18 protein-coding genes and 4 tRNA genes are annotated in these 23,822 nt (G+C 64.2%); all 22 read right to left on the reverse strand.

Going from position 1 to position 23,822, the window contains the following annotated elements:
* Positions 1-128: 128 nt before the first annotated feature.
* Positions 129-893, reverse strand: coding sequence for a M48 family metalloprotease (locus INR38_RS12250; protein WP_043824220.1), 765 nt, complete (start codon positions 891-893; stop codon positions 129-131).
* Positions 894-1,275: 382 nt separating this feature from the next.
* Positions 1,276-1,349, reverse strand: a tRNA-Cys gene (locus tag INR38_RS12255).
* 43 nt (positions 1,350-1,392) lie between these two features.
* Positions 1,393-1,468: transfer RNA gene (locus INR38_RS12260), tRNA-Gly, on the reverse strand.
* 59 nt (positions 1,469-1,527) lie between these two features.
* A tRNA-Gly gene (locus tag INR38_RS12265) sits at positions 1,528-1,603 on the reverse strand.
* A 67-nt stretch (positions 1,604-1,670) separates the two neighbouring features.
* Positions 1,671-1,746 (reverse strand) — tRNA-Gly (locus tag INR38_RS12270).
* 103 nt (positions 1,747-1,849) lie between these two features.
* The gene (gene lon, locus INR38_RS12275) at positions 1,850-4,264 is read right to left on the reverse strand and encodes an endopeptidase La (RefSeq protein ID WP_099751450.1); all 2,415 of its coding nucleotides are present in this window, start codon (positions 4,262-4,264) and stop codon (positions 1,850-1,852) included.
* A gap of 120 nt (positions 4,265-4,384) precedes the next feature.
* The gene (gene clpX / locus INR38_RS12280; RefSeq protein WP_012204530.1) at positions 4,385-5,647 is read right to left on the reverse strand and encodes an ATP-dependent Clp protease ATP-binding subunit ClpX; all 1,263 of its coding nucleotides are present in this window, start codon (positions 5,645-5,647) and stop codon (positions 4,385-4,387) included.
* 107 nt (positions 5,648-5,754) lie between these two features.
* Positions 5,755-6,363 (reverse strand): ATP-dependent Clp endopeptidase proteolytic subunit ClpP, encoded by a 609-nt coding sequence (gene clpP / locus INR38_RS12285; RefSeq protein ID WP_012204529.1) that lies wholly within the window; start codon positions 6,361-6,363, stop codon positions 5,755-5,757.
* Between the two features lie 135 nt (positions 6,364-6,498).
* Positions 6,499-7,809, reverse strand: coding sequence for a trigger factor (gene tig / locus INR38_RS12290; protein WP_012204528.1), 1,311 nt, complete (start codon positions 7,807-7,809; stop codon positions 6,499-6,501).
* A gap of 339 nt (positions 7,810-8,148) precedes the next feature.
* Positions 8,149-8,385, reverse strand: coding sequence for a hypothetical protein (locus tag INR38_RS12295; protein ID WP_013803266.1), 237 nt, complete (start codon positions 8,383-8,385; stop codon positions 8,149-8,151).
* A complete protein-coding gene (locus INR38_RS12300) occupies positions 8,382-10,280 on the reverse strand; it encodes a hypothetical protein (protein ID WP_207443862.1) in 1,899 nt (632 codons plus the stop codon). Before INR38_RS12300 ends, INR38_RS12295 begins: the two co-directional genes overlap by 4 nt.
* A 4-nt stretch (positions 10,281-10,284) precedes the next feature.
* Entirely contained in the window at positions 10,285-10,704 is a 420-nt protein-coding gene (locus tag INR38_RS12305) for a hypothetical protein (RefSeq protein WP_123691965.1), read from the reverse strand.
* Positions 10,701-11,096, reverse strand: coding sequence for a hypothetical protein (locus INR38_RS12310; RefSeq protein ID WP_207443861.1), 396 nt, complete (start codon positions 11,094-11,096; stop codon positions 10,701-10,703). The genes INR38_RS12305 and INR38_RS12310 overlap by 4 nt, the downstream gene beginning before the upstream one ends.
* Before the next feature lie 5 nt (positions 11,097-11,101).
* Entirely contained in the window at positions 11,102-12,286 is a 1,185-nt protein-coding gene (locus INR38_RS12315; RefSeq protein WP_207443860.1) for a hypothetical protein, read from the reverse strand.
* A gap of 17 nt (positions 12,287-12,303) precedes the next feature.
* Positions 12,304-14,208, reverse strand: coding sequence for a hypothetical protein (locus tag INR38_RS12320; protein ID WP_207443859.1), 1,905 nt, complete (start codon positions 14,206-14,208; stop codon positions 12,304-12,306).
* A gap of 20 nt (positions 14,209-14,228) precedes the next feature.
* On the reverse strand, positions 14,229-16,088 hold the full coding sequence (locus INR38_RS12325) for a hypothetical protein (RefSeq protein ID WP_207443858.1): 1,860 nt from the start codon (positions 16,086-16,088) through the stop codon (positions 14,229-14,231).
* Positions 16,089-16,100: 12 nt separating this feature from the next.
* Complete coding sequence (locus tag INR38_RS12330; protein ID WP_231890527.1) at positions 16,101-16,490, reverse strand: hypothetical protein; 390 nt, start codon at positions 16,488-16,490, stop codon at positions 16,101-16,103.
* 2 nt (positions 16,491-16,492) lie between these two features.
* The gene (locus tag INR38_RS12335) at positions 16,493-19,291 is read right to left on the reverse strand and encodes a phage tail tape measure protein (protein ID WP_207443857.1); all 2,799 of its coding nucleotides are present in this window, start codon (positions 19,289-19,291) and stop codon (positions 16,493-16,495) included.
* Between the two features lie 98 nt (positions 19,292-19,389).
* A complete protein-coding gene (locus INR38_RS12340) occupies positions 19,390-20,181 on the reverse strand; it encodes a hypothetical protein (RefSeq protein WP_013803273.1) in 792 nt (263 codons plus the stop codon).
* Between the two features lie 27 nt (positions 20,182-20,208).
* Positions 20,209-20,619 carry a hypothetical protein gene (locus INR38_RS12345; protein WP_207443856.1) on the reverse strand — a complete coding sequence of 137 codons (411 nt, stop codon included), beginning with the start codon at positions 20,617-20,619 and terminating at the stop codon, positions 20,209-20,211.
* A gap of 277 nt (positions 20,620-20,896) precedes the next feature.
* Complete coding sequence (locus INR38_RS12350; RefSeq protein ID WP_097202854.1) at positions 20,897-21,283, reverse strand: Mor transcription activator family protein; 387 nt, start codon at positions 21,281-21,283, stop codon at positions 20,897-20,899.
* Positions 21,284-21,328: 45 nt separating this feature from the next.
* Positions 21,329-23,812, reverse strand: coding sequence for a hypothetical protein (locus INR38_RS12355; RefSeq protein WP_207443855.1), 2,484 nt, complete (start codon positions 23,810-23,812; stop codon positions 21,329-21,331).
* Positions 23,813-23,822: the final 10 nt, after the last annotated feature.

Consider the following 23,822-nt stretch of genomic DNA (forward strand, 5'->3'; position numbering starts at 1 on the left):
TCACAGAGCAGACTTGAATTCTAGCGCAGATTTTTGGTGCTTCGGAAGAAGCCCGCAAAAAATCTGCACCAAGGCAGATCGCAGCCCGCCTTGCACTTTGCTGCGGCAGGCTGCTTCACCGTCGACGCCTACTTGCCGTCGATGCGATCCTGCATGCGCTTGGCCCGCTGTTCGGACGGCGGATGGGAGCTCAGGATGGAGCTGCCGCCGCTGCCAGCGCTGAGCTTGGCCAGCTTCTGGAACGATGTGACCAGCCCCTGGCGGCTCATCTTCTTTTCCGTGAGCAGATCGAAGGAGTAGTCATCGGCCGCCGACTCCTGCGACTGCGAGAACTGGGCATTGATGAACTTCTCACCCAGATCACCCGCCTGCGAACGCGACAGCGAGGCCAGCGCCGAATTGCCGCTATTGGCCGCAATAGAGCGTGCAGCCGAAGCCGCATAGGCCGTCTGCATGCGCTTCTTGCTGTGACCCAGTGCCACGTGCCCGATTTCATGGCCAATCACGCCACGCAGCTCGTCATCGTTCATCAGATCCATCAGGCCGCTGTAGACACGGATACAGCCATTGGCCATGGCCCAGGCATTCACGTCCTGCGTCATATAGACCTTGTAGACAGCCTTCTTCCCATTGACAGCCTGCGGCATGCCGGCAATCACCTTGTTCAACCGCAGCGTGTACTTGCTCTTTGCATCTGCCACCTTGTTCTGAGCATCCATGGCTGCGCAGGAATCATTGGACAGCGTGACCACGTCGTCATCCGTGAGCGTCATGGCCTTCATGGCCGTGGAGCCCGAATCCAGCAACCCGCCCACATCGGCAGACTCCATGGTTTTACAGCCCGCCAGCACCACGCCGCTGGCAACAATCGCCGTCAATAACTTGATCTTCATAATCCCTCCCGATAAATGAAGCGCGCATCATATCCACGACCCCCCAATTCAATCTACCGGCAATGGCAACCCATTTGCAATTTCTTGCAATTTCTCAATGGATAAGCAATGCCAAATTTCAATGACGACTGCTCATTACAACAAATGGAAACAATTAAATTCACCAAATCAGCGATGAATGACCAAAACAGGCATGCAGCCATGCTCTCGATGCACAGAGCGTGAAGCACTACCACGGCACTGAATCGGAAGAGAAGAAGATGCGCCAGCCAAGTCGAGGCCGCTGCGGAGACATGGCACCAAGGACCAACAACGATCCGTGATGCAGAAAAAGAAAAAGGCCCCGAGGGGCCTTTTGAACACTGTGTCTGCAATGAATTTTTGGAGGCGCGAACCAGAGTCGAACTGGTCTAACCGGATTTGCAATCCGGGGCATAACCGCTTTGCTATCGCGCCAAGATCACTATCAAACATGCAGCATTGCTGCAGTTTTTAAAACTGGAGCGGGAAAACGGGTTCGAACCGTCGACCTCAACCTTGGCAAGGTTGCGCTCTACCAACTGAGCTATTCCCGCAAAAAATTCAAGCAACCAACCGTCACCTGAATCGGATGTGCACTAGGCACATCCAAAACTGGAGCGGGAAAACGGGTTCGAACCGTCGACCTCAACCTTGGCAAGGTTGCGCTCTACCAACTGAGCTATTCCCGCTTGAATCATCCATTCTGGCAGCCAACCGCCACCAGAACCGAACACACACGAAAGCATGTTCAAAATCTGGAGCGGGAAAACGGGTTCGAACCGTCGACCTCAACCTTGGCAAGGTTGCGCTCTACCAACTGAGCTATTCCCGCATTTCTACCGAAGCCTGACATTCTACAACGTCGTTTGCTGCGATGGGATGAATTGTAGCGTAGTTCTTGGAGGGTTCAGGAAAAACGCTACATTTTTTCATCTTCAGTGCTTGACGGCTGGCTCCACAGGCTTGGATTCCGCTGGCGGCGGCGCTGCGGCCTCCTCCTCGGACAAGGGCTCGGGCACGCGCTCCAGCGCCACCTTGAGAACCTGGTCGATCCACTTGACGGGGATGATTTCCAGGCCGCTCTTGACGTTGTCGGGGATCTCCTGGAGATCCTTGACGTTCTCTTCCGGGATCAGCACCGTCTTGATGCCGCCACGCAGGGCCGCCAGCAGCTTTTCCTTGAGGCCGCCGATGGCGGTGACCTCACCGCGCAGCGTGATCTCGCCAGTCATGGCGACATCGGCACGCACCGGGATACCGGTCAGCGCAGAGACGAAGGCCGTCGTCATGGCCGCACCCGCGCTGGGGCCGTCCTTGGGCGTGGCGCCATCGGGCACGTGCACGTGGATGTCCTTCTTCTCGAAGGCCTCGTCCTTGATGCCGAGCATGCGCGAGCGGCTGCGCACCACGGTGCGGGCGGCTTCCACGGATTCCTTCATCACGTCGCCCAGGGAGCCGGTGCGCGAGATCACGCCCTTGCCGGGCATGATGGCGGCCTCGATGGTCAGCAGATCGCCACCGACCTCGGTCCATGCCAGGCCCACGACCTGGCCGACCTGGTTGTTGTGCTCAGCACGGCCGTAGCTGTACTTGCGCACACCCAGGTAGTCGGTGAGGTTGTCGGCATTGACGACGACGGTGGGCTCCAGCTTCTTGAGCTGCAGTCCCTTGACCACCTTGCGGCAGATCTTGGAGAGCTCGCGTTCCAGCGAGCGCACGCCGGCTTCACGCGTGTAGTAGCGCACGATGTCGCGGATGGCGGACTCGTCGACCTGCATTTCGCCGTCCTTCACACCGTTGTTGGTGAGTTGCTTGGGCAGCAGGTAGCGGATGGCGATGTTGACCTTTTCGTCCTCGGTGTAACCCGACAGGCGGATCACTTCCATGCGGTCCAGCAGCGCGGGCGGGATGTTCATGGAGTTGGAGGTCGCCACGAACATCACGTCGCTGAGGTCGAAGTCCACCTCGACGTAGTGATCGCCGAAGGTGTGGTTCTGCTCGGGGTCCAGCACTTCCAGCAGGGCGCTCGACGGGTCGCCACGGAAGTCCATTCCGAGCTTGTCGATTTCGTCCAGCAGGAACAGCGGGTTGCGCGTGCCGACCTTGTCCAGGCTTTGCAGCACCTTGCCCGGCATAGCGCCGATGTAGGTGCGGCGGTGGCCGCGGATTTCCGCCTCGTCACGCATGCCGCCCAGCGCCATGCGCACGTACTTGCGGCCCGTGGCCTTGGCGATGGACTGGCCCAGCGAGGTCTTGCCCACGCCCGGAGGTCCGACCAGGCACAGGATGGGCGCCTTGACCTTGTCCACGCGCTGCTGCACAGCAAGATACTCAAGGATGCGGTCCTTGACCTTTTCGAGGCCGAAGTGGTCGGCATTGAGCACGTCCTCGGCATTGGCCAGGTCGTGCTTGATCTTGGTCTTCTTGCTCCAGGGCAGGCCCGTGAGCACGTCGATGTAGTTGCGCACCACGGTGGCTTCGGCCGACATGGGCGACATGAGCTTGAGCTTCTTGAGCTCGGCCTCGGCCTTCTTGCGCGCCTCGGCGGGCATGCGGGCCAGCTTGATCTTCTTTTCGATCTCTTCGATGTCGGCGCCGTCTTCGCCCTCGCCCAGTTCCTTCTGGATGGCCTTGACCTGCTCGTTCAGGTAGAAGTCGCGCTGGTTCTTCTCCATCTGGCGCTTGACGCGGCCACGGATGCGCTTGTCGACGTTGAGGATGTCGACTTCGCGGTCCAGTTGCTCGAAGAGGTTCTCCAGGCGCTCCTTGATGTCCACCAGGTCGAGCACGGCCTGCTTGTTCTCAAGCTTGAGCGGCAGGTGCGCGGCAATGGTGTCGGCCAGGCGGCCGGCATCGTCGATGCTGGCGATGGAGGTGAGGATCTCGGGCGGAATCTTCTTGTTCAGTTTGACGTACTGGTCGAACTGCTGCGTCACGGCGCGGCGCAGAGCCTCGATCTCGCTGGGCTTGTGCGTTTCGGCCTCAGGCGCCACGGGCACGACGGAGCCCACGAAGTGGGTCTCCTCGTCCACGACCTGCTTGACCAGCGCGCGCTGCTGGCCTTCGACCAGCACCTTGACCGTGCCGTCGGGCAGCTTGAGCATTTGCAGGATGGTGGACACGCAGCCGACATCGAACATGTCAGCAGCCGTGGGCTCGTCCTTGGAGGCTGTCTTCTGGGCCACCAGCATGATGCGGCGGTCGCCCTCCATGGCCAGCTCCAGCGCCTTGATGCTCTTGGCGCGCCCCACGAACAGCGGGATCACCATGTGGGGGAACACGACCACGTCACGCAGCGGCAGCAGCGCCAGGTCTAGGGGGGTGGAAGGCAAAGGGGTATGTCCTGACATGGGAATCCTCGGTTTGTCAGCGGAAGATGGTCCGCACACCGGTGTATTTCAACCCTGCGGCCCGAAAGGATTTCGGGACGCAGGGACTTGCGCTGCCGGACCTTTGCAGGCGGCGGCGCATCAGGCCTTCTTGGCCGCTTCGCGGTAAACCAGCAGCGGCGCCTTTCCGTCTTCGATGGTGGACTCGTCCACCACTACCTTTTCGACATTGTCGGCGTTGGGCAGCTCGTACATGGTGCCGATCAGCGATTGCTCCAGGATGGAGCGCAGGCCACGGGCACCCGTCTTGCGCGCCAGCGCCTTGCGGGCGATGGCCTTGAGCGCGGCAGGCCGGATCTCCAGCTCCACGCCCTCCATGGCCAGCAGCTTGCTGTATTGCTTGACCAGGGCGTTCTTGGGCTCGGTCAGGATCTGCACCAGGGCGTCTTCGCCCAGTTCGGCCAGGGCCGTGACCACGGGCATGCGGCCGACCAGCTCGGGGATGATGCCGAACTTGATCAGGTCTTCAGGCTCGATCTCCTGGAACACTTCCGAGATGGAGCGCTGCTTCTTGCTCTTGACCGTGGCGCCAAAGCCGATGCCGGACGCCTCGGTGCGGTTCTCGATAACCTTCTCCAGGCCCGCGAACGCGCCGCCGCAGATGAACAGGATGTTGGTCGTGTCGATCTGCAGGAAGTCCTGGTTCGGATGCTTGCGGCCGCCTTGCGGGGGAACGCTGGCCATGGTGCCTTCGATGAGCTTGAGCAGGGCCTGCTGCACGCCCTCGCCAGACACGTCGCGCGTGATGCTGGGGTTGTCGGACTTGCGCGAGATCTTGTCGATCTCGTCGATGTAGACGATGCCGCGCTGTGCACGCTCGACGTCGTACTCGCAGCTTTGCAGCAGCTTCTGGATGATGTTCTCGACGTCCTCGCCCACGTAGCCGGCTTCGGTCAGCGTGGTGGCATCGGCCATGACGAAGGGAACGTTGAGCATGCGCGCCAGCGTCTGCGCCAGCAGCGTCTTGCCGGAGCCCGTGGGACCGATGAGCAGGATGTTGCTCTTGGCCAGCTCAATCTCGTCCTTGCCGGCCTTGTCCTTGTGACGCAGGCGCTTGTAGTGGTTGTAGACGGCAACGGCCAGCGTGCGCTTGGGCAGGTCCTGGCCGATCACGTAGTTGTCCAGGTTGGCCTTGATTTCGGCGGGCGTGGGCAGGTCGCCTCGGCCGTCCTTGGCCTCGGTGCTGGGCTGCTCGTCGCGGATGATCTCGTTGCAGAGATCGATGCACTCGTCGCAGATAAAGACTGACGGACCCGCGATCAACTTCTTGACCTCATGCTGGCTCTTGCCGCAGAAGGTGCAATAAAGGTTTTTTTCGCTGGAGGAGCCTTTTTTCTCGGCCATGGGGTCGGTGCCTTGTTACAGAAATATGGAAAAGGATGATAACCAAATGGAAAGCGGCGTTTTCCGTAGGGGGAAAACGCCGCCCATTCTCATGCAGCCTCCGGACTTCAGGAGCGCTTGTTGATCACCTGATCGACCAGGCCGTAGTCCTTGGCTTCCTCGGCGGACAGAAAGTAGTCGCGCTCGGTGTCGTGCTGGATCTTTTCCAGCGGCTGGCCCGTACGCTCGGCCAGGATCTTGTTTAGGCGCTCGCGGGTCTTGAGGATCTCGCGGGCGTGGATCTCGATCTCGGTGGCCTGGCCCTGCATGCCGCCCAGCGGCTGGTGGATCATGACCTGGGAATTGGGCAGCGCAAAGCGCTTGCCCTTGGTGCCAGCGGCCAGCAGGAAGGCGCCCATGCTGGCTGCGATGCCGGTGCACAGCGTGGACACATCGGGCTTGATGAAGTTCATCGTGTCGAAGATGGCCAGGCCGGCGCTCACGGAGCCGCCGGGGCTGTTGATGTAGAACGAAATGTCCTTGTCGGGGTTTTCGCTTTCAAGGAACAGCAGCTGGGCCACGACGAGGTTGGCCGTCTGGTCATTGACAGGGCCCACCAGGAAGATCACCCGGTCCTTGAGCAGGCGCGAGTAGATGTCGTACGACCGCTCTCCGCGGCCGGACTGTTCGATGACCATTGGGATCATGCCCAAACCCTGAGTTTCCAATGCGCTCATGTTTTCTCCAGTACTAGGGGGCTACTTTAGCCGTATCCGGAAAGAAAATGGGGCTTGTGCGCCAAAGCACAAGCCCCGCAGATGCCAACCCGCCCGCCGATCTCACGAAGCGGCAGGCAGGCGGTGCTCAAACCCTCAGGCCTGGCCCATCAGTTCGTCGAAGGACACGGCCTTGTCGGAGACCTTGGCCTTGCCCAGCACGAACTCGGTCACGTTGTTTTCGATGACAACGGCTTCGACTTCAGCCAGGCGTTGGCGGTCGCCGAAGTACCAGCGTGCCACGTCTTCGGGCTTTTCGTAGCTGGCGGCCAGCTCTTCCACGTGGGCCTTGATCTGGTCGGGCGTGGCGTGCAGCTCGTTGGCGCGCACCAGCTCGGCCACCACCAGGCCCAGGCGCACGCGGCGCTCGGCTTGGGGCAGGAACACGTCTTCAGGGATCTCGGCCTTCTCGGCGTCCTTGATGCCGCGCTGCTGCAGCTCGGCGCGGGCGCCTTCCAGCAGACGTGCGACTTCAGCCTGCACCGAAGCCTTGGGCAGTTCCAGCTCGGCCTTGGACACCAGGGCATCCATCACGGCCTGCTTGTTGCGGCCCTGGACGCGGAACTTGACTTCACGCTCCAGGTTCTTCTTGATGTCGGCGCGCAGGCCTTCGACCGTGCCTTCAGCCACGCCCAGTGCCTTGGCAAAGGCCTCGTCCACTTCGGGCAGGTTGGCGGCTTCGATCTTCTTGACCGTCACCAGGAAATCGGCGGTCTTGCCGGCCACGTCCTTGCCGTGGTAGTCAGCGGGGAATGCCAGCGGGAAAGTCTTGGACTCGCCAGCCTTCATGCCGCGCACTGCGTCTTCGAATTCCTTGAGCATCTGGCCTTCGCCGACCAGGAACTGGAAGTCTTCAGCCTTGCCGCCGGAGAAGGTCTCGCCGTCGATCTTGCCTTCGAAGTCCACGGTCACGCGGTCGCCGTCCACGGCCACATCGGCCTGGGCGCGCTGCGCGAAGGTGCGGCGCTGCTTGCGCAGGATGTCCACGGTCTTGTCGATGGCGGCGTCGTCCACTTCGGCGGTCAGCTTCTCGACTTCGGCCGAGGTCAGGTCACCGATCTTGACTTCAGGCATCACTTCGAAGATGGCTTCGAACTGGGCCTCGCCCTCGGGAGCGCCTTCCTTTTCGGAGATGCGGGGCTGGCCAGCCACGCGCAGCTTGGCTTCGTTGACGGCCTGTGCAAAAGCCTCGCCAACCTTGTCGTTGAGCACTTCGTACTGCACCGAGTAGCCATAACGCTGGGCCACCACGCTCATCGGCACCTTGCCGGGACGGAAGCCGTCCATCTTCACGGTGCGCGCCACCTGCTTCAGACGGTTCTCGACTTCGCTCTGGATGGAGTTCAGGGGCAGGCTCAGCGTGATCTTGCGCTCGAGCTTTTCAAGGGTTTCAACAGTAACGGCCATGTTTGTTCCTATGAGGGATTGGACCGTGCCGGCTGACATGCAGCCCGCACCGTATTGCGCAAAGTCACGGTGCATCGCGGACCGAAGCCAGTCGGCCGCGCGGCACCTCAGATTTCAAGGGCTTACATCGCATGCGCCTGGCCGCCTGGACCTCGCATGGTTCGCTCAACCCGTGATAAGCGAAGCCAAGTATTATAAACGAGGCGCTTTTCCCATCAGAAAGGCCGCATTGGGGATTTGCCCTCGGTTTTCAGTGTGCGGCAGCAGCGCGGGGACCGCGCCTCCCCGCAGCACGACCCAGTTACCCGGTCACCCTGCATCGAAGCCCTGGCGCCCCCCTTAGATATCAATGAGCACATAGGTCAATTGAGGGGCTTCACCCGTGATCGCCTGCCCCTGGACATAGACGCTGCCGCCCTCCTGGCTGCCCAGGGGATTGCGTACGCGCAATCGGCCATTGCCAGGCAGATCGACCGTGGCTGTTCCGTCGCCATGCACCGCGCTGATCCGTCCGGTGAGCACAGGCTCGTCAGGCAGCAGTTGGACAAGACGCTTGAAGAGATTGACGGTGCTCATACGGTTGCGCGCTCCACGGTAATCTGCTGCCGCACCACGGGCATGGCAGCGCTGAGACGGGTTCCACGGACCAGACCGCGCCAGGATTCGTCGGTATCGACGACTTCGATCAATTGGCCGGGCCGGATCAGGCCTGGTGCCGTCCCACCGGAAAGCAAGGGCATGGTGATGGACTGGACCAGCTTGTTGCCCGATGCTCCCAGCACGGCCTCGCCACGCTGGCGTGCGGCCACGGCCTCGGTGATCAGGGCATCCGTGACCTGGGGAGCCAGGCTATTGCCCGCCGTCCCGGCTCGGCGCACGTGACCGAGGATGCCGCCCGCCTGGCCGCTGACATAGATCGCGTTGTAGGCGGCACGCGGCTCGGGCCGCAGCTCGTCTGTCACAATGACGTCCGCCGGCATGCGCACGTCCGGCGTCGCATCCGCCCACTTCCATGGCAGATGTGCGAAGCGCGGCGCGACGATCAGGCGCTCCTGCGTCCGATGGCTGCTCACCACCGCGCCAATCGAAGCAGCCACACGCATCACGGCCGACAACGGCGTGCCACGGTGACTCCAGGCGCCGGCCGGCACCAGCCAGTCCGACACCTTCCAGTCCAGTTGCACGCCGGTGAACTCCAGCGCATTGCGGATCAGTTGCTGAGCCGTGGCCGGCGCCGTGTTCAGCCAGGTCTGCTCCGGCATGTAGGGACTGCTCAGCAGGGCGGTGGCACTCACGCCCTGTACGGCCACGCGGTGGTTGCCGAAGCTGCGCGTGCGGCTCAGGCTTTGTACGACAAAGACGAAGTCGATGCCATCGACCACCACGCGCAGCCGTGCAGGCAGTCCCCCGGACGGCGCCAGTTGATCCAGCAGGTGGTCCGGACCATTGGCCGAAAAGCTCCATCCGAAGCCGTCGTCATCGCTGGCGATCGTCACATCGCTCAGCGCAACGGCTTCCATGCCCGGCAGCAGGGCTGCCTCCATCGTGTGTACTGTCATGTAAACCTTCAGTTGCGGGATGACATAGCGGGGTGGTTGGGGATCCGTGCCCGGCCTGCAGCAGATGAACACGAGTTCGGAGCTTTCGCTCCAGACGCTCGAGAACGCCAGCTCGACGGCCCCACCCGGCGGCGGCCGATAGCACGGTGGCGGCTTGGGCGGATCGACAGGGGGGCCCGGCGTGACGCCGGGCAGCGGCGCCATGGCGTCCTGATGGCGGGCACCGCCCATCACGATGCCCAGCACCCGGGCATCGCCCATGCTGCTGGCGTGCCAGGCACCTTCGCAGAGGCCGTCGCTGAAAGCCTGCCGCATGGCACGGCGCAAAATGATGCCCTCCTGGAACCTCTGCAGCACAACCGCCTGGCCAGCCAGTGCGTTGGCCAGGCCCTGGCGCGTGGCCAGGCGCAAGCGCATACCCTCTTGCCAGGCCTGGGCCGTGAGTCCCCCCACGTCCATGGCAAAGCCCATGCCTTGGCGCGTGGTCAGACGCAGGCGCGCCGAGTCCTGCCAGCGCTGCACGGTGGCCGCGCCTGCGTGCAGCGCTCGCCAACCGCGCATCTGCGTGACCCTGTCGGCAATGGCCGCCTGCTGGTAGACAGACACCAGGCCGCCCTGTGCCGGGGCGGCCTCTTCAAATCCCGACAATGTGCCCCCCACGGCCGGCCTGTCGGTGCGCGTCTGGTACGCCGCTCCAAGCGCCATGCGCGCCCCAGGCAGGCGAATGCCGGCGCCAGCGGCCTTGCGACGCAAGGCACCGATGGCCACGCTCGTCCCCGGCAGCCGGATGGCCATCCGTGTGACTGCGTCCTGAGTCGAGCCCGGGTCCGAATCGTCCTCGTTGCCGAACACCATCTGGCTGGGTGAGCCAGCAGCTGGTGGGCGATGGAAGATCAGCTCGATGCGTGCCATGGCGCTACTCGATGTAGCTGGTCGGCGCCAGCGTCAGATAGCCGCCCGCGTACAGCTGGGTGCTGTCCGGGATCTGGATCTGACCCTCGCCACCTTCGATCGACACATCCGCGTCGAGCACCAGCGCACCGCTGGCCGAGACGACGCGGCCCCAGGTGGCGATGCCGGACTCCAGGATCATGGCGCCGGCCGTATCACGGGCCAGCAGCCGCAGCCGGCCGGCCACGATCTCGCCACAGGGTCTGGCCAGCGGCAGCTCCACCAGCATGGGCAGGGCCGAGGGCTCGCCGAAGGCGGGCCGCTGGGCGTCCGCAAAGAAGCGCACGCAGGCCGTGCCCGGACCCACGTCCAGCAGCAGATCGCGCAGGCCCTGCAAGCGGGCCTCGTTGGCCTGCACCGTGATTTCAACACTGCGCTGTGTCATGGCATGGCCTCCGGCGTGACGCGGTCGGCGACCACGGCGCGGAAGTCGCCCTCATGGTCGTAGCTGAGCACGGTGTATGCGGTGGTGCTGTCGATGCGCGCGAACTCGTAGTCGCCCTGGGCGTTGCTCCAGGCCTCGCGGACCAGCAGGCCGTCGCGGTCGCGGTACAGCCGCACGCGGCGCGAAACTGGCACCTTGGGGCTGTTCTTGTCTTGCTGCTCGACCGTGCGACCACGCACGCGGCCCAGGCCGTTGCCACCCAGCACGTAGTCTTGCTGACCGGCCGATCCGACCTGCAGCGGCCTGGCGATGTTGGAATAGAGGCCTCGACCGCCAACTCCTACCACGGCGGTCAGCCCCAACAGACTGACGGGGTAAGTTACTTGCGCCATGGCCATCACCGCCAGGGGCCTGTGATGTCAACGAAACCGTAGCCAGATGGCGCAGATGCAGATGATGACTGGGGCAACGCAAGCAAACGCCTGCCAGTGCCCTCTTCAAACAAATAAGTATCGCGCTCAAAGTACGCCGCAGTGTTGGCTTGGGGCACATACCGGAAGCCAGGTATCAAGGCGCGTGGAACATAGGTTGAGACTGGCGTGTTGTCTACGAAGGTACGTGTGAGCTTGAGCTCGCCATCCACATCGCTGGGGAAATTCCCCAAAAAGCTGTCTGCCCCGGACGTACTCGACCCAATAAAGCTGCTGTAACGCGGAGCCACAGCACCACCCAACCCCGTTATTGCCCTCGGAAGATAGATTCTGGAACTCGTTGTGTTCTGCTCCAGCGCACCCATGTTTGGGGTTCCGTAAGCATCAGCAAGGTTTGTCGCCCCCATAAGCACCGTGGCAAATGCATCGCCTGCACGGCGCAATGCCAGCAAATCACCAAATGCACGACTCCCACCCGCAGTAGCCGTCGTCGAATTTGAGGAACCCGGTGCCACGTTTTCGAGAAAAAACCGCGTGTCGCCGACAAGGCACCACCGTACCGCCGCCGAGCTTGCGACTGTGCTTTTGCCCCAATACAACCCCACAGCCTGCTGGATGGCGGTCGGAAACGGCCCCTGACCCACATCGATGGCCGACATGCTCTCGTAACCTCGCATGGCGGTCGACCTGGTGTCGCGGTCATCCACATAGAGGTGCATACCGTAGCTCTGCGAATCGGTGGAGCGATACACGGCCTGGTTCGTGCCACTGAAAACCTTGGCCCAGCCCAGTGGCGCGTACTTGAACGTGATGCTCGCGCCTGTGTCAACGCTGTCAGGCGCGGCCGTGCGGAACTTGAACAGGCCACTGGCCGACTCGGAAACGCGCTGTTCACCGTTGAGCAGGGCTTGCGCGGCGCCTTCGATCAGAAGCACGCTGTCCGGAGGCGGAGGCAGCGCCGTGCCCACCGAGAACTCCACCGAAGCAACGCCGGCCGCCACGGTGATGCGCGTGGCCGCGCGCAGGCCGAAGCCCGTGAGAAGGCAGGCGTCAAGGACAGCGATCTTGCTGCCAGCCTGGCCGTTTTGCACGGGCGCGCCATACATTGATGAGAGGAAGTGCTTGACGCTGGTATCGACAAGGGTTGCCATGGGTGATCTCCAAAAAGTCAGGTACGGTCGACGCTGCCGCGCACCAGGTGCTCGAACTGGTAGTCGTCGGCCACAGCCTCGCTGGGCTGTACGGTGCGGATGAGGGCATGGGGTGCGATGCCGCCCTCGGTGTTGATGCGCAGCACGTTGCCTGCGCGCCAGCCCTGGCCCCAGCCCAGGGCGCGGATGGTGATGTAGGGCACGCCGCTGATGGGGTTGATGGGCGCGAAGTCCGCATTCGTGGAGCCGGGGCCCAGGTTGCCCACGTGCTCTCCGATGAACTCGAACGTCGTGGCGCTGGTGAAGCGGCACATCCAGCGCTCGGGCAGCGCGCCGGCGTTGGTCACGATGAGAGGAGCAATGGTGTCGTTGTAGCTGGCCAGGGCCTCGGCTCCATCCACCGTGTCCTGCCATCGGTTGCCCCAGTTGTCCTGATCAAACATGAGGCTGACACGCGCGCGCAGCGTTCCGGCCATCAGCGCGCTGGACACCACGCTGCCCACAGGGAACTCGTGGCTCAGCTGCTTGGTGATCGCCAGCATGCCGTTGATCTGCACATCGCTGACGCGCGCCATCTCCTCGATGCGGTGCTGGAACGTGACCGGCTGGGCCCAGCCCGTGATGTCGCTAACCGTGATCTTGCCTGACTCAAGATCCACGCTCCAGCCCTGCTGGATGCGCTGGCCATCGGCGCCGATGACATAGGCACGCGAGAGCCGCACGCGGCCACAGTTGATGACCTGGCCGTTAGTCACGGTGACGGGGCCGACCTGGCCTGTGTGGCCGATCACGATGTAGCTGCCCACCCGGTAGATGGGCACGCGGCCATCGGGCGGCAGGCGCACCGGGTCCAGGCCGATGACATCAGCGTCCAGCGGCAAGTAGAAGTAGCTGACGCTGTTGTAGCGCAGCGTGGTCGGGTCCACGGGCCAGGGGCGCCAGATGCGGTTTGGCTGCACGGCCCCGATGTCGTCAGCCGAATACCACCACTCGGTCTTCTGGGCAGCGGTCAGCGAGGTGTCCAGCACATAGTCGCCGAACTGCAGCTCGACCACGCCGCTCTGGTAGTCGATCTTGCCGCGCAGGTGTGTGCCCGAGATCACGCCGTCGATGCCGGCCGAGGCCGTGATCTGCTCGCCCGTGGCATCGGACAGGTTCATGACAAAGCCGGAGGGCTTGATGGGCGCGGCGGCCGTGCGCATGAAGATGCTGGCCGTGGTCCAGTTCTGGCGCACGGTCCACAGGCTCTCGACCACCAGGTCGGTGGCCGGACCATCGACCACATAGTCGAAGATCCGCGCCACGCCGCTGGAGTAGTCCAGCGCGCCAGCCACGATGCCCAGCGCCGTGGACGTGCGGTCGCGCACCAGCACGCCGTCGTAGTCCTCGTAGACATGGCCCATCCACCGAAACCGCACGCTGCCCGGCACGATGTAGTCGGTGGTGTAGGGGCACAGGTCCAGCACCACGGGCTCCGGTGTGAAATTCATCACATGGTGCTGCGCGCTGGTGAAGTCCTCAGCGTAAGTCACCGTCACCGTGCTGGCCGCCAGCAGTTCTTCGCTCACCGAGGTATCGCAGCGGTCACCGCCCTTGGACATGGTGGAGAAGCTGGGGTCGCTGCCATTGCCGCCCATCGTGGTTTCTTCAAAACTCAGGGCGTTTTCGTAGTCACTGTTGTAGCCCTCGGTCTTGCTGTCCAGCTGCACGAACTTGATGTTGAGGAACTTGCCCGCGTAGTTGATGGTGCCGTCCGGGCCGAACGTGCCCCGGCCGTCATCCGTCAACAGGTGGCGCACCGTGTCCTGGGTCTTGCTTGTCTGGTAGCTGGACCGGCTGTGTGTCGAAGACGAGCTTGCCGATGTCCTTGTTGTCTGCATGACAACGCCGCCCGATACGCGGCCCACTGATACTTCTGCCATGGTTTTTCTCCCTTAATTGATCAGGCGCCCCAGCGCCGGTAATCCACGCCGCCGATGGACTTGACGCCCGCCGTGTACTCGGCATCCGTCCAGACCACGCCATCGACATCGGGCGGCACGTACTGATTACCCGTGGGCGAGCTGGTGGCGCCGACCTCGATATAGACGGCCCCGCCGCTGGCGCGCGCGCCGCCCTGGGCCATGTACTTGCCTGTGGTCGATCCATCGGATAGAGGCACACGCGAGGTGATGACGGGCGCAGGCGCCGGGGGCACCTGGGGCAGGTAGCTGAATTTGCCGCTGCCGCCGTTTTTCGAGGCCGAGGTGCCGCCAGACGAGGCGCCGGAGCTGGCCGACAGATTGCGCACGGTGATCCATGCCACAGCCACGGAGCCGGGCGCGGGGATGGTGTCCAGGGTGATCGTGCCGTAGCCGCCCGCATCCAGCGTGACCGCCACGTTTTTGTTGATGACCATCGCGTAGTCGTACTCGATCGCGAACTGCCCGCCCGCGTCGATCATGAATTGCGGGCGCAGCAGCAGCGCGGCCGAGGCGTAGTTGATCTCGCCCGTGGCAGCGCCCTGCAGGTCGCCCTGCCCGTTGTCCGTGGCCGTGCGCAGCACGCCGCCCGAGGTCCATTTGATGACCAGCGAGCCCGGCTTGATGCCCTGGTGCGGCAGGCGCATGGCGTGCTCGGGCAGCCGCCAGCCCGTGGCGCTGGAGCGGTTGACGAAGGCCGAGGCCTCGCCCCACTGGAAGATGATGGAGCTGCCCACATCAGGCAAAGCGGGCAGCGTCACGGACACCGAGCCATTGGCATAGTTCACCGTGCCCACGGCCGAGCCCGTCAGCCCGCCCTGCCCGTTGTCGGATGCGGTGTACCAGACGCCCATCACTTGGAAGGACACCACAAGCGTGCCGGGCGCCGGAAAGGGCTTGAGGATGGCCACCCAGCTGAAACCACGGTTTTCCTGGCCTACCTTAATTCGCCTGGTATGCGGGGAATTGGGCACCCGGATCTCACGCGGCGAGGTAGCGAGCACCAACTGCCGCACGCCGGCCGGGCGCTGATCCAGAGCCGCTGTCTCGGTACGCGAGTTGGGCACCAGCTGGGTATGGATGCCGGCCACGCGCAGCATGCTCTCGCCCAGTTGTGCGGCAGCGGTCAGCGGCTGGGCACCGAAAAAGCTGGCCGCATCCGCCACGGTGGTGTCCCGGATGCGAGTCTTCGTGGTGTCCAGGACATAGTTGCGGTTGGGTGCCGTGCCGGGGAACGCGCTGCGCAGCCGGGGGGTGACCTCACAGGTGGTGACACTGGCCTGATAGTCCACAAAGCCGTTGCCGCTGTGTGTGAAGGTCTGCGTCTCCGTCTCCGCGCGCAGCACACGCACGTATTGCAGCACCTGGCTGGCCAGACCCTCGTTGTGGACGAGGATCAGCGTGCGACCAATGGTCGGTGCAGGGGTTCCGGGACGATGGAATATCTTGATCGAGGCCTGTCCCTGGACGTGGTTTTCCAGCAGGAAACCGCTCCACTCCGTGCCCGGGATCAGGTAGGCGGCGATGGCTGCCGCGATCTCCGAGCGGCGCGCGAACACACCACAGGCCGCTATGGTGATGGATACGTTGGGATCACTGGGTACTGCCGAGACGATGATATTGGTATCCATCAGTGCCTCGGTCGTCGGCGTCTGCACGGCCGCATGCACCTGACGGATGCTCACGTCGCCGCCGGCGCGGTCCACTTCGGTGATGTCCTCGAAGATGCCATTGCTCTTGCCCCAGGCGATGACGTTGCCCGTGGGGCCGCCGCCGCCATTGGGGTCATCGGTCATGACCTTGGACTCGAGCAGGCGGATATCGCCGTCTCTGACTGTCATATTTTCAACTCCTCAAACTGTGATGAGCCGCAACGTTGCGACATAGGGATTGGCGAGCGCGGGAAGCTCGGGCCTGCCGACGGGCCGGGCCGTGATGGGTTCGTCGCCGGAAAACTGCACGTCGAAGGCGCGGCCATCCGCCAGCCGCAGGCTGTAGACCTGGCCTGCGGCGCCAGCCATCTGCAGCAGCACGAGCAAGGTGGCGCGGCGGATCCAGCCATGGGACTCATCCCCCTCCAGAGTGATCGGACGTCCCGCAGACTTGCCGGCTTCGTCCACGATCAGCGCCCCCGTGATGCTGCGCGCCGTACTGCGCGCCACGGCGGACCATGTGAATTCATCCATCCAGGTCATCCCGCGGGGAATCTCAAGCGTTCCCAATAGGTGGTTCTTGGCTGTCATCGTCATATTCCGGAAAGGTTCTTGCTTCGCTCAAGCTCCGACAGCAGGCGTTCGATCGCCCGTTCGCCATCGGCGTCGGTCCTTACATTGCCCAGCGAGCTGCCGTTGATCCGCAGGTCGATGACCCGAGCTGCGGCCCCAACCGTGGACGTGTTGGTGGGAGACTCCAGCGGTGCCCTCTGCGCTTGGGCAACCTTGTCCCTCGCCTGCTGCAAAACAGCATCGGCGATAGCCCTGTTCACCTCGTTCGGATTCACGCCGCCCTGGATCCCGCCGAAAATGCCGGCGGGTTTGTCGTACTGCTGCTCGAACTGGTCCACGACGCGCAATGCGGCCGCGTCATCCAGCCCCTGGCCCTTGGCCATTTCGAGCACGGCCGTGCGCGAAAGAATGGTGAGTGCCACTCGCTCGCCTGCGGTGTTCAGGCTGTGGCCTTCCTTGTCGATATTCCATTTCTTTCGGTACAGCTCCAGCTCTCGTTCCTTGAGCTCGTTGGCCTTTTCCTGCGCGGCGATCTCTCGCTCACGCTCGGCATTCAAGCGCTCCAGTGCAGTGCGCTGGTCGTTCACAGCACGGGTTACCTGATCGTTCGAGCCTTTCGTCTTGTCGGCAGCATCTTTCAGGTCCCTGGTGCTTTTCCCTGTCTTGTCCACCTCGGACTTGAGGCCTTGCAAGGAGGCTTTGCCCTTGTCCAGGCCCGTATAGGCTTCATCCACCGCCTTGGCTGCCTGCTGCGCGCTCTGAGCGGACTCGGGAAGCGCCTTCTGGATCTTGTTGATTTCCTCCAGCTTCTCTGCAGCGGCCTGCAGGTTGCCCGCCTCCATCAGTTGCCGATATTCGGCACGCAACTGGCTGACGCTTTGTGACGCGGTGGCCGTCGCCGTAGCCGTACTCTCCAGCGCCACCTTGGTTTCCATGCTCTTTCGGCCGGTCTCCTCGATGGAAGCAGCCATCTGCCGGAAGGCGCGCTCCGATTCGCCGCTCGCCGTACTGGCCTCCTGGGAGCCTTGCACCAGGCCGGTGAATCCATTGCGCGCCGTCTGCGCGGCATCGGCCACGGCCTGCAGGGACTCGGCGGCCTTGTCGCGCATGGCCTGGGCCGAAGCCCCGAAGCCGCCCGCCATCACCTCGGCGTCCTGCGCGGCCAGCTTGAAGGATTGGGACAGTTGGCCGAACGTCACGGCGGCCAGACCTTCGCGCAACTTCGCCACTCCGGTCATGACAGCGCTGGCGATCTCGGCGAACCCCGCGCCCAGGCCATAGATGACGGTCATTACGCCATTGACGCCAGCGCTCATCGTGCCCCAGGCAATCTTCAGCACGTTGCCGGTGTTCGTGCCGTACTCCTGCACCCGCGTCAGGGCGTCCTTGGCCTGGTCCGCGAAGGCCTGCAGCTTTTCGCCCACGGCCTTGAAATCGATCGTGGAAATGAAGCCCTTGGCGAATTCCAGGCCGGAGCGGAAGGCTGCGGCAATCGATTCGCCGAAGCGCCCGATGGCGCCGTCAGCAACGGCAGTGCGGAAGCCCTCTGCCACCGCATCCACCGCCTCCTTGAGAACAGGCAACACGGGCGTGCCCAGCGCGGTCTTGACACCCTCCCAGACATTTCCGAACCCCTTGACCGAGCCATTGAGGTTGTCCGACATGGTTGCTGCCATGTCGGCGGCACTGCCGGAGGCATTGCCCAGCGTGGTGGAGAGAGCATTCAGTGAGCCCATGCCCTGGCTGAGCAGCCCGGACAGCACGGGACCGGCCTCCGTCCCCAGTGCCTTGATGGCCTGCGCACCTTCCGGGCCCTTGCCGGCCAGTTGCTGCAATGCCTGCTCGAAATCGTCGGTGACAATGCCGGCCTCGCCCAGCTCCTTGCGGAACGCGCTGGCCGGATCCGCGAACTGGCCCAGGATGGTATTGAACGCCGAGCCGGCCTTCTCCGCATCGGTCCCAGCCTGCGAGAACTGGCCGATCATGGCCACCGTGCTCTCCAGGCTCAGTCCCACGCGTCCGGCAGCAGGGCCCACCGTGCCCAGGGTCTCGGCCAGGCTGCCGATACTGGTGCCGGTGAGCACCGACCCTTTGGCCAGCACATCCGCCACGCGCCCTGCATCCTCGAATTGCAGGCCCATGCCCGAGACCGCCTTGGTCACGGCTTCGCTGGCGGCGGACAGTTCCATGCCGCCGGCCTGCGCGAGGCTCAGAACCGCCGGCAAAGTGGCGATGCTCTCCTGGGCCGTCAACCCCGCCTGGGCCAGGCTTTCCAGCGCGCCGGCAGCCTGCACGCCCGAGTACTGCGTGGTGAGTCCGGCATCCGTGGCCGCCTTGGTCAGCGCGGCCATCTCCTCGGCCGAACTGCCGGTGGCGACCTGGACACGGTCCATTGCCGACTCGAAATCCGCCGCAGCCGTGACGGCATTCTTGAAGGTCTCTCCAGCCGAAGCACCAAAGCCCTTGAGCATGGATGCCCCCACCTCGGACAGTTTGGTGGCAAGACTGTCCAACGAGGCCGCGCCCCGGCTCACCATCCCGCTCACCGCAGAGCCGGCCGCCGTGCCGAGCGCCATGAAGGACTGGGCTCCCTGGGCGCCCTTGTCCGCCAAACTTTGCAACACGGCCTGCACACCGTCCATCACCGTCTGGAAATTGCTGAGCGCTTTGGCCGCGCTGTCGAAAGCAGACCTGGCCGCAGCACCAAAACTCTGGAGCATTGATGTGCCCACCTCGGCTGCCTTGGCCTTGAGGCTATCGAACGCCTTCTCTGCGGCGTCCTTGGCGCGGGTGAGCATGGAAATGGGTTTCTCGTCCATGATTCAGGGTTCTTTTGTAGGCATGTCTGGTTGGCGCTGCCGCCTGTCCAGGCGGCAGGGCGAACCACCCGGCACGCGGCCAGGTGGGATGGTTCACATCAGGGGATGGACACGGGACGGCCGTCGCGGTAGATGGCCTGCGCGTTGGGACCCTTGAGAACTTCCAGCGAGAACTGCATGCTCACGGGCTTGGTGTCCTCGGTGATCAGAGGCATCTCGCCCGTGGGCGTGAGCGCCACCAGCGGCATGTACCAGTCGCTGTCCAGGCCGGCAGCGCTGTCGGACACGATGCGGATCGCACAGGTCATGTCGGACTTGGCGCCCGTCATCACCGACTCGAACTGGCCGGCCACGGGCGTGTAGCCGAAGACCACCTTGCCGGCGGCGATCTGGCCGCCTTCGATGATCTGGACACGGCCGGTCTCCAGGCTCAGGTTGTAGTCGCGGCCCGCGACGTAGCTGGTCTGACCGTCCTCGCTCTTGATGGACACGGTGGAGACGTTGCGAACGCCCAGAGGATTGGCAGCGGTGGCGCCCAGCTGGTACTGGCGGCCGGGTACCACGGCGCGGCTCTCGTTGTCCACGGGGGTGGCGTCCTGTGTCTTCAGCGCATGGGTGCCGGACAGCCAGGAGGCCACATTGCGCGCGCTGATGTTGTCGCAGGTCAGGGCGCCGGTGCGGGTGACCTTGATGGGCCAGCTGCCGTCTTTCTCGGACATGCCTTCTTCGCTGCTGAAGTGCTCAGCCTTTTCTGCCGCGACGGTGAGGGTGAAGCCAGGGCAGTTGCCCATGGGAATCTCGCCCGTCAGTTGCTCGTTGGCGTCATAGAGGTCGATGTAGACGCGGCCTCGCGGAATCTGGTAGTCATTTTTCGGGTGTGCAATCGGCATGTCGCTGCTCCAATCAAAGGTAAGAAATCACGGCTGGCCGTCAAACAGGGCCGTGGTGGTGAATGCGGCCTCGTACCCCACGAGGCCTGGGTCGGGAAAAGCCGCCTCCTGGATGGAGACGAACTGGAAGGGGGTCCAGAAGCGGTCATCGACCGCTCCCGGCGACCAGTTGTGCAGTGCTTCGACCAAGGCCCCGAGTGCCTCGCCCAGCGCGGCGGCAGCCTGTGCGCCGCGCGGCACCATCAGCGCGGCAACCCAGGTCGGCTGCAACTGCGCCGCGGTCCTCATGGCGGCCACCCCTGTGGCAGATGCCATGCGCACCTGCGCAGCAGGCACAGCCGAGCGGTCGACGGACTCGCTGGCTCCGCTGACGTGCCAGCCCCCGAAGGCCGGCAACGACTTGAGGCGGGAGGCTAGGATGGATTCGAGCTGAAGCATCAGGCGCGCGCTCTGGTGGCGGCCGTCTGGCTGCGGATACAACCGTCCGCTGCATCCGGCAAGCCTGCGACCGGGGCCGCAGTGTTGAAGGTGTTGTTTCTCGAGTGGGTGAACATAGGAAAAAGACCGCCTGTATCCTTGGGTTCCATTGCGCCCTGCTGGGCGTGTTCAGACAGTTTCTCTGTCCTCGCGTCTCATTTCCTGCCGACAAATGAGACTGTTTTCAAGCACATGCCAGGCGCAGCAGCGGTCGCCGTCCGCCGCTGCGCTGCACGGCTCAGCCCTCTACGGAAAGCGATGTCTCCGGAGGGGAAACACCGTTGCGAACCGCGCCTGGCCGCTTGCCCAGGATGCGGTACAGCTGAGCCCGCTGGAGTCCATATTTGGTCTGCAACTGCTTGCGGTTGACCCCGTTGAATTCCTGGCGGATGGCTTCGTTGCGCTCCTTCTTGCTGGGCGCGGGCACGTAGATGGCGGCGCCGCGTGCGCCCATGCGCATGCCGCCATAGCGCTTTCGCAACCCGCGCAACATGGCCTGGGCAACGGACAAGGCCTGCGGGCCGCTCAGCCCAAGCTCCTGCTCGGCAATCTCCAGCAGCTCGCACTCCAGCAGCTGCGCCGCCGAGTCCTCAGGCGGGCTGACGGATTCAATGGATGTCGTCATGGTGTGCAACGCCCCGGGTCGGCGATTCCTGCCACGGGCCCCGCGTCACTGCCTGGAGCCCACATCGCCGAACTCGCCCTTGTCCATGCCGGTGCGGGCCTGCGCGTCCACCCTCTGCCGCTGCGCATCGGCTTCGGCGCGTGGCGCAGCGACGGCGGCGGGCAGGCCGTTGCCAGCAGGCTGCCCGCCCCGCCGCACCCAGTCGCGGGCAGGCAGGATGAAGTCCTCGATGATCCTGGCATCGGACATCGCCATGGGCCTGATGGATGGCAGTTGAGCACGCAGCCGCGAGCGGACCGCCTCGACAGCCTTTCGAACGAACCCCGCCTGCGGCGACTGCTCGGCCATGGCCGCCAGCACATCCTGGGCGGCGGCACGCCGACCCTCCCGGCCCTCGGCCAGTCCGTGCTCCTGGGCCTTCTCACGCACATCGCGCGGGCGCGCTGCGACGATCTGGTCGAGCACGGCATCCATCCCTTCGCCAAACGCCCCCTGAAGACCATGCTGGCCTAGCGCCTGCCGGTATACGACCCGCGCAACCTGGGCCGGCGTATGGCTTGCATTGGCAAGCAGGTGGAGCTGACCATCGGCATAGAAACCGCGCGGCCCCTGCGTGCCGCCATCGGCCCCCGGTTCCCGGCCGGCATCACGCATTGCCTGCGCCAGGCGGGGCTCCTTCAGGTCGAACATGACGCGCACCGGAGGTCCCTTGGTCCATGAGGCACTGATGGCATCAGCCACCTCTTTCACGTTGCCCATGGAGGCATCAGGCGCCGGGCTTGCACTCTTGTCTGCATCCTGGCGCGAAGCTGGCTGTACCGCAGCAGGCGCTGTATCGGGTGCCGAGGCGCCATCGCCCGCACCGACCTTCACTGCAGCTGGCAACGCGGCGGGCAGTTCTCCACCCGGATGGGGCCGTTGCGCCGCAGCGGCAGGCGGCCCGGAGGAGTCCTGTGCACCAGAAGCCTCATCCGCAGTAGCCTCCCCACTCCGCCGCACACCCGGGGCAGGTTGCATGGATGCCTTCTCGCTGCCCGGGACCGGTGCGCTGTCTTCAGCGACAGGGGCGGCGGGCGCATTCTCGTCGCCCGGTGCACGGACCGTGGCATCCTCCACGGGCGCTGTGCGGTCAGCCGAGGCTTCCCTGCGTGCAGCCTGCACGGCTTTCCAATCGTCCTGCAGCAATTCCCAGGCAGGTGTACCCCTGCGCAGCCTGCCGATGTTCTCGCCGCGCTCGGACACGAACTGCAGCCAATTGCGGGCCTGCACCGTAGCTGGATCGAAGGCCGGCGCATCGCCACTAGCAAAGGCATCGGCCGGCACTGGCCCGCGTTGCCTGGCGCCTTGCGGCTTGGCGTCGCCATCGGCTCCACGACCGGATGCTGCAGGTACCGTGCTGACAGCCTTGTCCATCTTGGCAGGACCTGCGGAGATTTCCATGGCAGCCGGGCCTGCGTCCACAGGTACCGGCGATCCGGGCCGCGACGGGCTTGCAGATTCCGGGCTGGTGATGGGCAGCGCTGCATCGCCCTCACTACCCGCCTTGCCCCCTTGGGCCCGGCTGCGCCTGGCGGCGATGGCAGCGACGCCCGCAGGCGGCAGGCCGCTGACAGCGGCCTCCGCCGCCGTGCGTCCGACATTGCGCGACAACGGTCGCCCATCGACCTCCCCAGCCTGGTGGTTTGTCGCCATCTGGGGCAGTACGTCATCGAGCTGCTTGCCCAGCATCGCCGATGCCAGTGCTCCGGTCACGGCATGTCCCCTGCCCGCCAGAGCACGCTCGATGTGGCGCTTGCCAGGCAGCAAGCCGGTCAAGCTGCCTATGGCAGCAGGCAACACCGACTTGCCGAGGGCGATCCGTACCGCCTCGTCTTCCGGAACGTTTTGCTTGCGCAGCGTGTCGCGGACCTCTTCGAAGGCTTTTCCACGGGCGCCTCCCGCATTCATCAGTGCCTCCGTGGCACCTGCCATGGTGGTGCCGGCCGCAGCCGCCAGGGCAGTGCTTCCTCCTGCGGCCAGCGTGGCAATCTGCCCCACCCTCGACGCGCCAAGGCCCGGGAGCACACTGGGCAGATTCGTGAAGATGAAGCGCGAGATCAGTACGGGGTCCGAGCTGTAGGCCCGCGCTGCCGCGATGGATTGTTCGATGATCGAATCCTGGTCCGCCGCGCTGATCACCTTTTCGGCTTCGGCCAGCTTGCGCTGCATCACGGGGCTTTGTGCCTTGCGCCAATGCTCGCCATTGCTGCGGAAAAAATCCGCAACACCGGATGAGGGCGAAAAGAGGTTGAAAACGCTGCCCAAGGTTGTATTCACCCCTTCAGCGCTTTGCACGCCGGCATCCGCGATCGCCTCACCCCAGCTGCGCTCCTGCGGCTGTGCAGGCGGTTGGGCAGGCACGGGCCGGTAGCGTGCGCCGGCACCGATGCCGGTCACATCCAGCCCGTCCAGCAATTCGAATGCCTCTGGCTCGTAGGCCCGGCTGCTCGGCTGGTCCAGCCTTTCGCGCTTGTACTTCTTGCTGCTCATCTGATCCCCT

Source organism: Delftia sp. SD018 (genome assembly GCF_017355445.1).
Classification (GTDB): domain Bacteria; phylum Pseudomonadota; class Gammaproteobacteria; order Burkholderiales; family Burkholderiaceae_C; genus Comamonas; species Comamonas acidovorans.

Bases quoted from the DNA above. Each gene is read 5' to 3' on its own strand.
- INR38_RS12350 (WP_097202854.1), bottom strand. From the start codon at position 21,283: ATGACGACATCCATTGAATCCGTCAGCCCGCCTGAGGACTCGGCGGCG.
- INR38_RS12310 (WP_207443861.1), bottom strand. From the start codon at position 11,096: ATGGCGCAAGTAACTTACCCCGTCAGTCTGTTGGGGCTGACCGCCGTG.
- INR38_RS12305 (WP_123691965.1), bottom strand. From the start codon at position 10,704: ATGACACAGCGCAGTGTTGAAATCACGGTGCAGGCCAACGAGGCCCGC.
- INR38_RS12345 (WP_207443856.1), bottom strand. From the start codon at position 20,619: ATGCTTCAGCTCGAATCCATCCTAGCCTCCCGCCTCAAGTCGTTGCCG.
- INR38_RS12295 (WP_013803266.1), bottom strand. From the start codon at position 8,385: ATGAGCACCGTCAATCTCTTCAAGCGTCTTGTCCAACTGCTGCCTGAC.
- INR38_RS12335 (WP_207443857.1), bottom strand. From the start codon at position 19,291: ATGGACGAGAAACCCATTTCCATGCTCACCCGCGCCAAGGACGCCGCA.
- lon (WP_099751450.1), bottom strand. From the start codon at position 4,264: ATGTCAGGACATACCCCTTTGCCTTCCACCCCCCTAGACCTGGCGCTG.
- clpX (WP_012204530.1), bottom strand. From the start codon at position 5,647: ATGGCCGAGAAAAAAGGCTCCTCCAGCGAAAAAAACCTTTATTGCACC.
- INR38_RS12330 (WP_231890527.1), bottom strand. From the start codon at position 16,490: ATGACAGCCAAGAACCACCTATTGGGAACGCTTGAGATTCCCCGCGGG.
- INR38_RS12315 (WP_207443860.1), bottom strand. From the start codon at position 12,286: ATGGCAACCCTTGTCGATACCAGCGTCAAGCACTTCCTCTCATCAATG.
- INR38_RS12320 (WP_207443859.1), bottom strand. From the start codon at position 14,208: ATGGCAGAAGTATCAGTGGGCCGCGTATCGGGCGGCGTTGTCATGCAG.
- tig (WP_012204528.1), bottom strand. From the start codon at position 7,809: ATGGCCGTTACTGTTGAAACCCTTGAAAAGCTCGAGCGCAAGATCACG.
- INR38_RS12340 (WP_013803273.1), bottom strand. From the start codon at position 20,181: ATGCCGATTGCACACCCGAAAAATGACTACCAGATTCCGCGAGGCCGC.
- INR38_RS12325 (WP_207443858.1), bottom strand. From the start codon at position 16,088: ATGACAGTCAGAGACGGCGATATCCGCCTGCTCGAGTCCAAGGTCATG.
- clpP (WP_012204529.1), bottom strand. From the start codon at position 6,363: ATGAGCGCATTGGAAACTCAGGGTTTGGGCATGATCCCAATGGTCATC.
- INR38_RS12250 (WP_043824220.1), bottom strand. From the start codon at position 893: ATGAAGATCAAGTTATTGACGGCGATTGTTGCCAGCGGCGTGGTGCTG.
- INR38_RS12355 (WP_207443855.1), bottom strand. From the start codon at position 23,812: ATGAGCAGCAAGAAGTACAAGCGCGAAAGGCTGGACCAGCCGAGCAGC.
- INR38_RS12300 (WP_207443862.1), bottom strand. From the start codon at position 10,280: ATGGCACGCATCGAGCTGATCTTCCATCGCCCACCAGCTGCTGGCTCA.